Origin of the sequence: Daejeonella sp., from assembly GCF_046590655.1 — a bacterium.
GTDB lineage: Bacteria > Bacteroidota > Bacteroidia > Sphingobacteriales > Sphingobacteriaceae > Daejeonella.
The window spans coordinates 1-13,867 of the sequence record NZ_JBKJUM010000154.1; the positions used below are offsets into that span (position 1 = coordinate 1).

At 40.9% G+C, this 13,867-nt stretch carries 11 protein-coding genes; 6 read left to right on the forward strand and 5 right to left on the reverse strand.

Annotated elements, in window-relative coordinates:
• Nucleotides 1-79: 79 nt before the first annotated feature.
• The gene (locus ACLL8Z_RS14075) at nt 80-1,690 is read left to right on the forward strand and encodes a PQQ-dependent sugar dehydrogenase (RefSeq protein WP_411275427.1); all 1,611 of its coding nucleotides are present in this window, start codon (nt 80-82) and stop codon (nt 1,688-1,690) included.
• A gap of 15 nt (nt 1,691-1,705) precedes the next feature.
• Here the strand turns inward: ACLL8Z_RS14075 and ACLL8Z_RS14080 are convergent, their stop codons facing one another.
• From ACLL8Z_RS14080 to ACLL8Z_RS14090, 3 genes are all read right to left on the reverse strand, one after another.
• Nucleotides 1,706-2,242: a SixA phosphatase family protein gene (locus tag ACLL8Z_RS14080; RefSeq protein ID WP_411275428.1), complete on the reverse strand. Its 537-nt coding sequence runs from the start codon at nt 2,240-2,242 to the stop codon at nt 1,706-1,708.
• Between the two features lie 266 nt (nt 2,243-2,508).
• Entirely contained in the window at nt 2,509-3,159 is a 651-nt protein-coding gene (locus ACLL8Z_RS14085; RefSeq protein ID WP_411275429.1) for a carbonic anhydrase family protein, read from the reverse strand.
• A gap of 28 nt (nt 3,160-3,187) precedes the next feature.
• Nucleotides 3,188-4,744, reverse strand: coding sequence for a SulP family inorganic anion transporter (locus ACLL8Z_RS14090; RefSeq protein WP_411275430.1), 1,557 nt, complete (start codon nt 4,742-4,744; stop codon nt 3,188-3,190).
• A 156-nt stretch (nt 4,745-4,900) separates the two neighbouring features.
• On the opposite strand from ACLL8Z_RS14090, the gene ACLL8Z_RS14095 reads away from it, so the two are divergent.
• Both ACLL8Z_RS14095 and ACLL8Z_RS14100 read left to right on the forward strand, forming a co-directional pair.
• On the forward strand, nt 4,901-5,578 hold the full coding sequence (locus ACLL8Z_RS14095; RefSeq protein WP_411275431.1) for a TetR/AcrR family transcriptional regulator: 678 nt from the start codon (nt 4,901-4,903) through the stop codon (nt 5,576-5,578).
• Between the two features lie 179 nt (nt 5,579-5,757).
• A complete protein-coding gene (locus ACLL8Z_RS14100; RefSeq protein ID WP_411275432.1) occupies nt 5,758-6,666 on the forward strand; it encodes a sterol desaturase family protein in 909 nt (302 codons plus the stop codon).
• Nucleotides 6,667-6,679: 13 nt separating this feature from the next.
• Here ACLL8Z_RS14100 and ACLL8Z_RS14105 read toward each other — a convergent pair whose 3' ends face one another.
• Nucleotides 6,680-7,741: an acyltransferase family protein gene (locus ACLL8Z_RS14105; protein ID WP_411275433.1), complete on the reverse strand. Its 1,062-nt coding sequence runs from the start codon at nt 7,739-7,741 to the stop codon at nt 6,680-6,682.
• Nucleotides 7,742-8,072: 331 nt separating this feature from the next.
• Here ACLL8Z_RS14105 and ACLL8Z_RS14110 point away from each other — a divergent pair, with 331 nt between their 5' ends.
• The 3 genes from ACLL8Z_RS14110 (at nt 8,073) to ACLL8Z_RS14120 (ending at nt 12,336) form a co-directional block, all read left to right on the forward strand.
• Entirely contained in the window at nt 8,073-9,209 is a 1,137-nt protein-coding gene (locus ACLL8Z_RS14110) for an alpha/beta hydrolase fold domain-containing protein (RefSeq protein WP_411275434.1), read from the forward strand.
• A gap of 160 nt (nt 9,210-9,369) precedes the next feature.
• Complete coding sequence (locus ACLL8Z_RS14115; protein ID WP_411275435.1) at nt 9,370-10,323, forward strand: 1-phosphofructokinase family hexose kinase; 954 nt, start codon at nt 9,370-9,372, stop codon at nt 10,321-10,323.
• Nucleotides 10,324-10,404: 81 nt separating this feature from the next.
• Nucleotides 10,405-12,336: a KUP/HAK/KT family potassium transporter gene (locus ACLL8Z_RS14120; RefSeq protein ID WP_411275436.1), complete on the forward strand. Its 1,932-nt coding sequence runs from the start codon at nt 10,405-10,407 to the stop codon at nt 12,334-12,336.
• A 138-nt stretch (nt 12,337-12,474) separates the two neighbouring features.
• Here ACLL8Z_RS14120 and ACLL8Z_RS14125 read toward each other — a convergent pair whose 3' ends face one another.
• The gene (locus ACLL8Z_RS14125; protein ID WP_411275437.1) at nt 12,475-13,863 is read right to left on the reverse strand and encodes a TolC family protein; all 1,389 of its coding nucleotides are present in this window, start codon (nt 13,861-13,863) and stop codon (nt 12,475-12,477) included.
• Between the last annotated feature and the right edge of the window lie 4 nt (nt 13,864-13,867).

A 13,867-nucleotide genomic window follows, 5' to 3' on the forward strand; every position in this document is an offset into this window, starting at 1 on the left:
GAAATAAGTTTCATCACGGATTTTTTCATGCAATTGATAAAAAATATTTTCTGTGTATATTTATTTATAAGCTAAAACGATGATCTCACTTCAAAATCTTTCACTTTCACTGCTCACTATAATCTTCGCTGTGTTTATATGGGAATATAAGCCTGCTAGAGAAGCAAATCAGTATCAGAATTTTCAAGACACTGAAATTAAAGTTTATGGGCCTTATCGCGCTGTTAAACTTCCAATCAACAAAGGAGTTACAATTGGCAATCCAATTCAAATTGCCCTTGGTCCGAAAGGTCTGTTGTATGCAATGAATCAGACCGGTGAGGTCTACACTCTTCATGATTCAGACGCAGATGGATTAGAAGACAGTACAGCCTTATATTGCCATGTTGGCGACTTCGGTTTAAGATCTCCCGCAGGTTTTGCTCATCGTGGCGACATAGTTTACATTGGAACAGCCCAGGAGATCAGGGCGTTCAGGGATTTAAATAACGACGGAAAGGCCGATACCAGCTGGACTTTCTTTAATAAAATACCTAACAGCGAACACCCTTATGAATGGACCAGCGGATTACAATTCGGGCCCGATGGATGGCTATATGCAGCTATTGCTTCCGATTCGTGGAATGCCGGTGCAGCCCCCGATCCCCGGGGAATTCGTGGCAGCATAGTTCGAATCTCCCCGGATGGAAAAACATCTGAAATTGTGGCAAAGGGGATACGATCTGTTCCCGGTATGGACTTTAACACCTATGGTGATTTATTGTTTACCGACAATGAAGGCGGTGGAAATCCAACAGAAGAGTTGAACCGGCTGGAAGTGGGTTCATTTTATGGTCATAACAAGAAGAAATTTCCTTCTGATTCTGGGAGAGTTAAGAAGCCTGATTTTAATTTAATTTCTGAAGTTGCTCCGTCTTCGATCGAGTTTAATAAATCGAATAATGATTTTGGAGGCACTGGGGGTGATCTTTTTGTGTCCTATTACGGACCGGGAGAACGCTGGAATCGCGGAGCTCTTAGCAGAGTTATCGTAACTCGTAAGCCTGATAATACTTACCAATATGTGGAATATACAATAGCCGATATTCCGAAAATCTCTGACCTCGCTTTTGGGAAAAACGGTAGTCTTTATCTATCACTCCATGGTAAAGCAGACTATTGGTATAATGCAGTTTTTAAGGAGCAAGGTGGTTTCTATAAACTTATCTATGACCCTGAGAATAAATCAAAAGGCAATTACACCAGGCCAAAAGAGAGTAAAACGTTTTCCCAAAATACGCTTGAATTGGGAAAACAGCTTTTTGCTGAGTCAGCATGTTTAGGTTGCCATCAGGTAGACGGCAAGACCGAACTATTAGGACCCAATCTGAAAGATGTTTCCAAAAATTTCTCAGGCGCAGAAATTTTGGAGTCGATACAATACCCATCCCGACAAATAAAGCCAAGTATGGGCGGTGTACGTATTACTAAGAAAGACGGGTCTGTTTTGCTGGGCCGTGTCATAAATTCTCAAAACGACCAGTTGGCATTCATGGTAGTGGGCAATCAGATAATCAATGTCAAAAAAAGCGAGATAGAAAAAATGGAGAATGAATCCAAATCACTGATGTACGAGAATTTGCTGTCCGGGATGACTGCAGAAAAGCGAGATGCCTTACTCGATTATCTTATGAGTTTAAGTAAAGATTAGTAAGAGTCCTTCGACTCACTTCGGCACCACCACCCTCTTCAATTTTCCATATTGCGTCATCTGCATCTGTGTGGAATCACCCTGAACAGTAACCGTGAATATATAATTATAATCATCATCATTCAAAGCAGGGATCGGGCGTTTAATACCGAAGGCCTCCACAAGTTCCAGGACGGTATTCGAATGGCCGACGATTACTACGGATCCACCTTTATGCTGACGGAGCACTGTTGCCGCGAGGGCCGCAGGATCAGTCGCATCATAGGTTTGTACTTTGACACCGTGCCCGTAAGCTGTTGGTTCCGCAGTTTGCATGGTACGTTTGAAGGGGGTAGCATAAACGGCAAGTATCCGCTGCGGCAAAAGCAGACTGGCCAGATCTTTGGCCCGGTCCTGCCCGTCAAGTGAAAGCACGGGATCTTTATCCGAAGGGTTCTTTAGATCTTTCTCTGCGTGCCGCACGATCCACACAGTAGTCTGGGCTTGTGTGCTAAAGGCCATAAAAGCAGTCATCACCAACAGGGAAAACATGAAAGTTCGGAGCATTTTCATAGAGTGAGATTTTGATGCAAATTAGGAAAAAACCGGGGATCGGACAAATGGTAATATCCTGCCAGATTGATTGTTAACGGCCTTGCGAAGCGTATAAATAAACGCGGAGGCCGCAGAGGGTTCCGCAGTAGGCAGAGTTTATTTGCACAGCGTTTTGCGCTTGCCCGTAGGAATGTAAGTATTTCTCTGCGCTCTCCTCTGCACTTTCGTCTGCCGCCAGGCAGATATTTTTATATATCAGGAGATTTTACAACCTCCTGATATGACTAATCAATATTATTTATGATCAGGGTATCGTCATAGAATTGAACTTCACCCGTTGTGATATTATGTGTGCCACCAACAATGCCAATGGTACCCGCCTGGATCATTTCCTTCAAAATAGGGCTGCGTTCCATTATTGCGTGTACTGTTCTTTTTACGTTAATGACTGCAACTTTTTCTACAAAATCATCATTGCCTGAATTGCGGTTTTCCAATACTGACTTTTCATCATACACTGCGGGCTGTATTTTGCTCAGCAAAGCGGTGAGGTTACCCATTTCCACGTGGTCGCAGGCACCCTTCACAGCACCACATTTGGTATGGCCAAGCACCACTATAATTTTAGAACCGGCAACTTTGCAGCCAAACTCCATGCTGCCTAATATATCCTCGTTGATGATATTGCCGGCAATTCGCACACTGAAAACATCGCCCAGGCCCTGGTCAAAGATCAACTCGGCTGACGTACGGGAATCTATGCAGCTCAATATAACTGCAAAGGGATGCTGCCCGTCGGATGTTTCGTTGGCCTGCTGCAGCAGGTTACGGTTTGCTTTGAGGTTATTCATGAACCTTTTATTACCTTCTTTTAAAATATCCAGGGCCATTGAAGGTTGGATAGCAGCCTGCATTTCTTTAGTTAATGTCTTCATTTTTGTTGTTTTTTATTTTTGGAATTGATTATAAATAAACCGGTTCAATAAAATTGATTTTCTCCACGTTAATATTCTTTGTTTTGGCATTAATCTCGTAGCTTTTTATAAGTTCAATTACATCATTTGCAACTGATTTGGATTGGGAGAAATCAATAACCACTTTTGAATTGGCAGGGATTGCTTCTAAAGCCATCATAACGCTTGCCTTGTTAAAGAACGAAACTTCCTGTGCCATTTCAATGTGATGGACAGTTATACCATCTTCTGTAGTTACAACATCTTTCATATGATGAGAATTACGATAACTATGACGCAAGGTGTAAAAGATGCCGAAAAGTACACCGATGGTAATTCCCTTTAATAAATCGGTTGCCAATATGCCTGCAACTGTTGCTACAAATGGTACAAACTGCTCCCAGCCCAATTTGTACATCCGCCTAAAGAGCGCAGGCTGGGCTAATTTAAATCCAACTATAATCAATATTGCTGCTAAGCTGGCCAGGGGAATCATATTGAGCAATCCAGCAATAGTCATTGCACTTATCAGGAGGAAAACACCGTGTAATATGGCTGACAATTTTGTTTTGCCACCGAAAGTGATATTGGCCGTACTGCGTACGATAACCTGTGTTATGGGCAGGCCGCCTATTAAACCAGAAAGTATATTTCCCAATCCCTGGGCTTTCAATTCCCTGTTGGTGGGTGTTACTCTTCTATCCGGGTCAAGTTTGTCTGTTGCCTCTACGCATAATAGCGTTTCCAGGCTCGCCACAATGGCTAATACAACTGCCACCTCCCAAACTTTAAAATTTGTAATTGCCGAGAAGTCAGGAAAAGTAAAAAAGGTAAAAAACTCCGTTAAGCTATTCGCAACGGGAAGCCTTACTACCTGGTCTGCGGCCAGGCTGAAATTTAGAGCTCCCGATTGATACAAGTAATTCATCATAATACCCAAAGCAACAACCACAATAGGCCCCTGAATAATCTGAAATATTCTATGCTTTTTAATTAATACCTTATCCCAAAAAATTAATATAGCTATCGCTATAACAGAAATCAATACAGCACCAGTGGTGACCGAATTGAAAGCACTGGCGATTGAAGATAAAGTCGTACCTCCATCAGCCTGAAAATAAGACAAGTCTCCCTCCGGGTCCTGATCATAGCCTAGTGCATGGGGAATTTGCTTTAGGATAATAAGAAGGCCGATACCCGTCAACATTCCTTTAATTACTGCTGAGGGGAAGAAGTAGGCAATAAATCCAGCCTTGGCAAAACCCATAATTAGCTGGAAGATTCCGGCCAGGACAACAGCTAACAAAAAAGCAGGCCATGAACCAATAGCTGCAATGGACGTTAAAACTATAACAGCTAAGCCTGCTGCAGGGCCGCTAACTCCCAGGGGGGAGCCGCTGGCGATTCCCACTACAATGCCCCCGACAATGCCGGCGATAATTCCCGCGAACAAAGGGGCACCTGATGCCAGGGCAATTCCGAGGCAAAGTGGAACTGCCACAAAAAAGACAACTATACTTGCCGGTAGGTCGCTTTTTAATTCCTTAAACATATTTTTTTTATTCATATGCGATCTTTCTTTAATTTAATAAAGCTAAGATAGTACGTATATTGCTAATGATAGTATTACTATGTCATTAAATTGTAAAGCTTTATAGTTAGTATTGTAAAAATCTAACATTAAGATGTTTGTTTGTTGTAGCTAATAAATTAGTAGAAGTACATGGAAATAGAATTGCAGATAAAAATGAACGAGAAGTTATTTCTCAGAAATCCGGAACAAACAGAATTGGGTAAAAAAATTATACGAAACAGTATCCAGTTAATCAACAAAAGCGGGTTTGAATCTTTTACATTTAAAAAACTGGCGGAAGAAATTGGCAGCACAGAAGCAGGCGTTTACCGATACTTTGAAAACAAACACCGCTTGCTGATATACATTACAGCTTGGTACTGGAGCTGGCTTGAATATCGTATTGTTATAAATACCAGCAATATTCAGGATCCGGAAGTAAAACTTAAAAAGGCAATTCAGCTATTGGCCACTACAATCGAAGATGACATCAGAACAAGCTATGTGGATGAAAGTATTCTCCACCAGATAATCATAGCTGAAGGAACGAAAGCGTATTTAACTAAACACGTATCGGAAGACAACAAAGACCAATTATTTAAACCTTATAAAGACCTTTGTGCAAAAATTGGAGATATTATTCTGGAGTGTAATCCTAAATACGCGTATCCTAAATCTTTGTCAAGTACAATCATTGAGATGGCACACTTCCAAAATTTTTTTATGAATAATCTTCCCTCGCTCACTGATTTTGGCAAAACCAAAGATGAGTCAGCGATTGTTTCTTTCCTTGAGGATTTAGTATTTTGCGCGATAAAGAACGATTAGTATATCAAAATTTAAAACATGCCGGGGCTGAAATTCCCAATGACTCATTTTGATTAATAATTATTCAATGAAAACAAATCTCCTTTAATTCTTATTATAAAGGAAATACGAAGGCGTCAATCGTAGCGAGTCATGGTTACCATTGGCGCTAAGGAGCCCTTAACACTGTTTAACAAAGAATGATTTTATTAATTGGTAACATTTTCGGGGCTAGTCAAATACCTTATGAAGAAATAACAAACCTGGAGAAGAACTCGCCCCAGATTATTGTATATGCGATACCAGTTATGGCCTTTTTTACATTTCTTGAAATTGGCTATTCATGGTATGTGCAGAACAAAAATTACAAACTGAAAGAATCAATCGGTTCGGTCCTTGTCGGTTTCGGGAATTTGGGTGTTAATCTTCTTTTCAAAATTGTATTGGTTTATGGAGCGGTCTGGATATACAACCTGGTTCCATGGCGTATGTCTCTAAACTGGTGGACGATCATTCCCTGTTACATCCTTTTCGACTTCCTGAGTTACTGGTCACATCGTGTCTCGCATTTTAACCGCTTCTTCTGGACTACACATGTGATACATCACTCTGCGGAAAATTATAATCTGACAGTATCATTCAGATTGAGCTGGCTGCAAAACTTAAAGGTTATCTTCTTTTTGCCTGTTGCTATTATGGGCTTTCATCCAGTGATCTTTTTCGTTACCAGTCAGGTAGCCGTCCTGTTCCAGTTTTGGGTACACACAGAATATATCCACAAGCTACATCCCGTTATAGAATACATATTTGCAACGCCGTCAAACCACCGGGTTCATCATGGATCGCAGGAGAAATACCTGGACAAGAATTTTGCAGCCACGTTCATAATCTGGGACCGGATTTTCGGAACTTATCATCACGAAGACGAAAAGCCAGATTATGGCTTAACCACAAAAATAGGCGACAGACTCGACCCTATCTATCTCAATTTTCACGAATTTGTCGACCTGGTAAAAGATGTCAGGAAGGCAAAAGGAATTAGGGAAAAGCTGTTTTATGCATTTGCCAGTCCGGCGAAAATCCATCAAAGGAAGACGCGTAATTTCTAAATGACTGACGGCCTTATTTAGACCCGATTACCCATTTCAAAGAGGAGCTTATAAGATAATTCACGATGAAATAGGTTAATATCAAAGTCAAGGTAAAAAACATAATTTGCAGGCCTAACAAGGTCCAGATACTGACAAGATAAAGACTTTCAATATATTTCTTTAACAGAACTGTCAGTTCCAGCACCACTATACTGTTAACCAGATAAATACCATAAACAATCTTTCGCGGACGTAAATTATTGATGATCCTTATCGGGCCAATTTTAAGAAGAAAGAAAAAGAAGATTATAGAAAATATAATATTGGTGAAGCGATTTGATGCATATGGATCTCTCACCCCGTCCAATGAAAGCTTAAAACCTTCATAACATGCTATTGAAAAAAACACAAGCATCAAAGCAATTAGTACATACCACTTGATTTTTTCGACCTGAAGGATTATTTCCTCCCAATGCCTGTGAAACTGAAAGCCAAGCCAAATGAAGAAAGTATAGGCCAGGACCGCTTTTGTGTGAAACGTGTCAATCCAGCTAAAATGAAAATTCACCGCATAAAATGCGGTTATGGAGAATAACAGCAGCCCGAAGAAAACGTTGGAAGAATACTGTTTGAAGTAAATTAATACTACCATTCCTATTAAATAGGTAAGCACAAACCAGTAAGGTCCATATATTACTAATCCGTTTAAAATAACGTAAATGGAAGCTAAAATTGGTGATATACTTGTTGTGACTAACTCCTTAGACAATATCTGATGGAGCATGATCAGCATAACATTCAGGCCAACGATAAATAGCCATGGGGCATATACAACAGGAATGCGTTCATTAAAATACTTTTTAAAAGTATACTCCTGTAATTTTGAATGCATGAGAATACCAGATACAATAAAAAATATTACTGTGCTGATTGCACCCAATTGAATTACGACTGAGTTGATTATAACTTCGATTAAATCATTAGATTTTCGAAGATGCCATGGCGGGAAAAGTGAATGCGACCAAACTATTATAGAAATGGTTATGAAACGAATAGTATCAATTTCATGATAATTCCTTTTACCAGAGATCATAAATTTTCTTTTCCAGTTGAAATTTTGATTGAAATTAGTAGCGACGCTATCATGGTAAAATGACGTTTATTCTAAAAGTAAAGAAATAACTTTTTGTTTTACAGCTTCACTAAATACTTGCGGCGAATGAAAAAAAACTTAATGAAGATATTATTCTGGATTACGGGAGATAAATTTTGTTCCGGATGAAAATTATTAGCCACATAATTAGCTCCAAATATGCCCTGGCCATTATTCGTCTACGTTGTAAGGAACTTAATAATCCAGGCGTTTATGGCTTATTTTTTGCTCTGATATAGCATATCGATAGGCATAACAGGAAATACCTTAAATGAAATCTAACACCTCTACTCTAATTATCAGGTCTAAAGCAATCAGTTTATTAAGTGCAGCAATTATGGCAATAAGCGCATGCGGATCATCCACGAATTCGACAAATAGTTCGGATTCTGTTAGCACAGACACTGCTACCGCACAAAGTGTTGTTAAGCCATCAGGGCCTAAACCCGATTGGGCACCTGGCATAAAACCAGAAATGCAGGCTGTAATTGAGAAACTCGCCAGCTTTAACGATAAACCCATACCAGAGCTTTCTCCCGCTGAAGCTCGAAAAAATCATACCCCTACTGATGCTGTTATGGCTCTTATTGAAGAGAACAATATAACCATTCCTCCTCCTATGGTTGATACTTCTGGCCAGAAGATTCCGGTTTCCGGCGGTAACATACATGCGAGAATCTACACTCCAAAGGGAGAAGGACCTTTTCCGGTGATTGTATATTATCATGGAGGTGGCTTCGTAATTGCGGATCTGGATGTATATGATGCCTCTGCCAGCGCCATTGCCGAACAAGCAAATGCAGTAGTAGTTTCAGTTGCATATCGTATGGGTCCGGAGCATAAATTTCCTACCGCCCACATGGATTCATTCGCGGCATATGAGTGGGTGACTAAAAACGCAGCATCAATCAAAGGGGACCCGGAAAAAATTGCTGTCGCCGGTGAAAGCGCAGGCGGAAATCTTGCTGTTAACATGGCAATAATGGCTCGTGATAAAAGCATCAAGATGCCCCTGCATATTTTAGCGGTTTATCCGATAGCTCAATCGGATATGAACACAGCTTCTTACAAGAAGTATGCAACTGCTAAACCCCTGGATAAACCCATGATGGAGTGGTTTACTAAGCACTATCTGAATAATATATCGGAGGCTAAAGATCCCAAAATATCGCTTGTTAATGCAAAGCTGGATAATCTCCCCCCGGTAACCATAATCACTGCCGAGATCGATCCTTTACAAAGTGACGGCATGATGCTGGCGGATAAACTCAAAGCAGCAGGTGTTACAGTAAATACAAAAAACTACGATGGCGTTACACATGAATTTTTCGGAATGGCTGCTATTGTACCAGAAGCAAAAGATGCTCAGCGCTATGCAGTTGAGCAGTTGAAAAAAGCGTTGCAATAACCAGAGCCTTTTTGGGATTTATCGAATCGTACCAAGGGCGGGCTTTCCTGCGGTTATAGAAGATAATTCGCTTCTTTAAGTAAGATGAAGATAGCTTTATCTATCTTTATTATTTTCACGTTCTGCCTGATCATCAGGCTAAACCGAACGAACATTTAGAATGTCAAAAATTATCACTATCACCCTTAGCCCGGTTGTTGACAAAAGTGCAAGCGTTGACAAATTGATTCCTGAACAGAAGCTTGTCTGTTCCGAGCCAAAGTATGAACCAGGTGGCGGCGGAGTTAATGTATCCAGAGGTCTGAAACGTCTGGGAACACCCTCCATAGCCCTTTTTCCGGCAGGTGGCGCCACTGGCGATTTGCTTCAAGCTCTTTTAAAATTAGAAAAAATCGCTCATGAAGGAATAAGTACAAAAAATTCAACTCGAGAGAATTTTATAGTTGTGGAGACCTCCTCGAACCAGCAATTCCGCTTCGGAATGCCTGGATCCAGGATTTATCCAGCCGAGGAAAAAATGCTACTTAATTCCATTAAACGTTTAGCCGCCACGGCAGATTATATTGTTGCAAGCGGAAGTATCCCACCCGGACCCGGAGCTGATTTTTTTGCTAAGATTTCCCGTATAGCAAAAAAATCCGATACTCGTTTTATTGCAGATACTTCAGGCGAAGCTCTTAAAATAGCCGTTGAGGAGGGTGTTTACCTGCTAAAGCCTAATCTAAAAGAGCTGAGTCAGCTCTCAGGACATGAATATCTTGATGATCAATTGGTGGAGGACGCCGCCCGTAAATTAATCTCTAAAGGAAAATGTGAAGTCGTGGTAGTATCTATGGGAGCCCAGGGAGCTTACCTGGTTTCCGCTAGCATTGCCGGGCAAATACAAGCTCCGTCAGTTAAGAAATTAAGCACAGTTGGGGCTGGCGATTCTATGGTTGCGGGGATGGTCCATGCTTTAAGCAAAGGTAAAGGTCTTCGGGAAATGGTCTGTTTGGGAGTAGCATGTGGTACCGCTGCTACAATGAGGCCCGGAACAGAATTATTTAAAAAAGAAGATGCCGAGAGGCTATTCAGGTGGCTGGCCAATAAGTACAAAATACCCCGTCAAATTTGATCTCGTAAGTATAATATTACGCTAACACCCCGGTTGTTTGTATGTCCCATTTAACTACTTTTACCGATCATTTGACATAAGTTGGCTAATTATAAAAATCTTCACAAGCTATCAGCAGCTGGTTTACTAATAAGTCTGGGGATAATCTATGGGGATATAGGAACCTCACCACTATATGTATTTAAAGCAATTATCGGAGATAGGATAATTACGCCGGATCTAATCCTTGGAGGCTTGTCCTGTATATTCTGGACATTGACCATGCAAACCACCATTAAATATGTGATTATAACTTTGCAGGCGGATAATAGAGGCGAAGGAGGTATTTTTTCACTGTATTCATTAGTAAAACGAAAGGCTAAGTGGCTGGTGATACCCGCCATGATTGGAGGAAGCGCACTGCTGGCTGATGGCATAATTACTCCACCAATAACTGTTTCCTCTGCAATTGAGGGCCTTGCAATCCTTTATCCGGGCCTTCCAACCGTATCAATAGTTATAGTCATTCTAACAATTTTGTTTGGCATCCAGCAGTTTGGCACTTCTATAGTTGGTAAGGCCTTTGGGCCTGTTATGTGGGTCTGGTTTACCATGCTGGCTACCTTAGGCCTATCTTATGTATACCAGTTCCCGGAAATCTTAAAAGCTGTCAACCCATATTATGCCTACCACATTTTATCTTCCAATCCGGATGCATTTCTAATACTTGGCGGAGTATTTTTATGTACTACCGGAGCAGAGGCTCTATATTCAGATCTTGGACACTGTGGCCGGTCTAATATAAGAATCAGCTGGATTTACGTGAAAACTGCGCTCTTACTAAATTATTTTGGCCAGGGCGTATGGTTATGGCAGCAACAGGGACGAGTACTTGATAACAACCCTTTTTACCAACTTATGCCGCAATGGTTCCTGATCTACGGAATTGGTATCGCTACACTGGCAGCAATCATCGCAAGCCAGGCTTTAATTTCTGGCTCTTTCACGTTGATCTCGGAAGCGGTACGACTGAATTTATGGCCAAGAGTCCGGATTAACTACCCCTCAATTCAAAAAGGACAACTATATGTGCCGTCTATGAACTGGATCTTATGGGCAGGATGTGTATTGGTCATGTTAATATTTGAAGAATCTACCCGCATGGAAGCAGCTTACGGCTTATCAATAACAGTTACTATGTTGATGACAACTATACTGGTTGCTATGTTCCTGAAGCGTAAAAAATATCCGACCTATTTAATTGCGATCTTCCTTGCCGTCTATGGAATTATTGAACTCACGTTCTTATACGGTAATCTGGCAAAAATCCTTCATGGCGGCTGGTTCACGCTGTTACTTGGCTCTGTGTTGTTCTCGGTCATGTGGGCATGGGCAAAAGGCCGGAGGATTAAAAATAAATATCTGAAATTTGAGGAGATTGAGAATTATTATCCGATCATTAAAGAATTAAGTGAAGATAGTTCGGTACCCAAGTATTCGTCTCAGCTCATCTATCTTACCAGCGCTAATTTTAAATCGGAAATAGAATCGAAGATCATGTATTCTATTATACAGAAACAGCCTAAAAGGGCCGATGTATATTGGTTACTTCATGTTGATGTCACAGATGAACCTTTTACAAAAGAATATAAGGTCGATTTTCTGATTCCTGAAAAGCTTATACGGATCGATTTTAAACTAGGCTTTAAAGTGGAGCCGCAAATTAATTTATTATTCAGAACGGTTGTTGAAGACCTGGTCAAAAACAAAGAAATCGATATTACCAGCCGCTATGAATCTCTGAAAAAACATAAAATGGTAGGCGATTTCCGTTTTGTAGTTTTGGAAAAGGTTCTGGCCAAATCTAATCAGCTAAATTTAATAGACCGGATTGCAATAGGCTTTCATTCTATTTTGAAATTCCTAAGTATATCAGACGCCAAAAGCTTTGGACTTGATGTAAGTTTTGTTACGATCGAAAGAGTTCCGTTAATTGTAGACGTACCTGTCAAGAACCTCAAAAGAGTGAAATAACATGTTAGATCATATATGTTAATGATTGTAATTAATTGTTAACCACATTTAATATTATTTTAAATGTGATACCGGATACCTGTAAATCCACAGTTTTACATGAAAAACGGGAAGCTTGAATCCATTACCTGATCATGTTCAATATGCATCCCCTCCGGTAAGCCATCGCGCTTTTAAATGCGTTTTCAAAATCTTATACTCCGTTTCGATCATCTTCTCTTGTATTTCCAGGAGCTTGCTTTCACGGGCATTAATCAGAAAAAGTGAACTTTCACCAAGTGAAAATCGCATACTTTCCCCTTCCAGCAATTTTTGATTCGCCTGGAGTGATTGATTTACCAGAGCCAACTGGCTTTGCAAAGTGCTTAGCTCTGCCCTGTTTTGCCTTAATTTTACCTCCAGCTCATTACGAACCAGGCTCTGTTCAATCTGCGTTTCAGTAATTTTAATTTTCGCTTCGGCTAACTCTCCCCTTGCGCTTGCAAATGTTAATGGGAAAGCAACGTTTAGGGAGACTTTGTTATTATTCTGCCAAAAGACAGGATTAAAGTTTCGAAACACACCGGTGCCGGAGTTCAGCAGCCCAAGCTGAAGATCTATTGTCGGGCGAAGGTTTTCAGCCTTTAGCCGCTTATCGATATTAAGGTCCTGAAGTTTAAAGTCATATGCTTTAAGCTTTGGATTGTTGTCAACAGCCTCTACCCGCACTTCCGGCAATCGAACATTATCCTCCTGGGGGATGAAGACAAGCTTATCCGGGTCGAACGGTTCACTTTCCGAACGCCATAAATAAGTGCTGAGCTCATAAAGCGAAGTAAGCTGTTGCAATTTACGATCCTGCAAACTAATAAGGCGTTGCTGAAGCTGCGTTAAGGCTTCGACTGTATCGATGGCCGGCATGTCGCCTCCTAGAAATCCGTCTTTTACACCTTTGAAACGAATTTGTGCAAGTTCCAATGCCTGCTCGTAGAGTTGACTTATTTTATGCCAGCTTTGCCATTCTGCATAGGCATCTCCAGCCTGAAGCATCAAGTCGTTTAATATTCGCAGCTGTTCCGTCTGGGTAGCATCTTTGAAGATCATTGCTTGCTTTAAAGCCGCCCGCCGCTTGTCCATTAACAAACCCTTTCCCAGTGGCAGACTAATTCCCGCATTACTCAGACCTTCGCCGGGGATCTTGTTTTCAGGGTTAAGATTATACCCGGATGCTTCTGCAAAATTACCTTTCAATTCCATTCCAAACCATAACGGAAGCGTTACTTCCTGCGATGAGAATCGATAATAATTAAGTCCGTCAAACAGCTTTTGATCATAATTATAAGAAAGGCCAGGCTCGAAATTTCCCCATGCCTGCCGCATACGCGATTTTGCCCGTTCCTCGACCAGCTGATACTTAATCATTACGGGATGGTTTCTAAGAACCAGTTCTTTAAAATCAACCCATTTCAACGTATCAGCGGCAATAGACCCATAAACCGGACCAGCCATCACTATGAATAAAAAAAAGACGAGGAATCTACTTTTCATATTC

Excerpts from the sequence above, each read along its gene's own strand:
- ACLL8Z_RS14080 (WP_411275428.1), bottom strand. The coding sequence starts at position 2,242 with ATGAAAATGCTCCGAACTTTCATGTTTTCCCTGTTGGTGATGACTGCT.
- ACLL8Z_RS14090 (WP_411275430.1), bottom strand. The coding sequence starts at position 4,744 with ATGAATAAAAAAAATATGTTTAAGGAATTAAAAAGCGACCTACCGGCA.
- ACLL8Z_RS14110 (WP_411275434.1), top strand. The coding sequence starts at position 8,073 with ATGAAATCTAACACCTCTACTCTAATTATCAGGTCTAAAGCAATCAGT.
- ACLL8Z_RS14100 (WP_411275432.1), top strand. The coding sequence starts at position 5,758 with ATGATTTTATTAATTGGTAACATTTTCGGGGCTAGTCAAATACCTTAT.
- ACLL8Z_RS14075 (WP_411275427.1), top strand. The coding sequence starts at position 80 with ATGATCTCACTTCAAAATCTTTCACTTTCACTGCTCACTATAATCTTC.
- ACLL8Z_RS14105 (WP_411275433.1), bottom strand. The coding sequence starts at position 7,741 with ATGATCTCTGGTAAAAGGAATTATCATGAAATTGATACTATTCGTTTC.
- ACLL8Z_RS14115 (WP_411275435.1), top strand. The coding sequence starts at position 9,370 with ATGTCAAAAATTATCACTATCACCCTTAGCCCGGTTGTTGACAAAAGT.
- ACLL8Z_RS14085 (WP_411275429.1), bottom strand. The coding sequence starts at position 3,159 with ATGAAGACATTAACTAAAGAAATGCAGGCTGCTATCCAACCTTCAATG.
- ACLL8Z_RS14125 (WP_411275437.1), bottom strand. The coding sequence starts at position 13,863 with ATGAAAAGTAGATTCCTCGTCTTTTTTTTATTCATAGTGATGGCTGGT.
- ACLL8Z_RS14095 (WP_411275431.1), top strand. The coding sequence starts at position 4,901 with ATGGAAATAGAATTGCAGATAAAAATGAACGAGAAGTTATTTCTCAGA.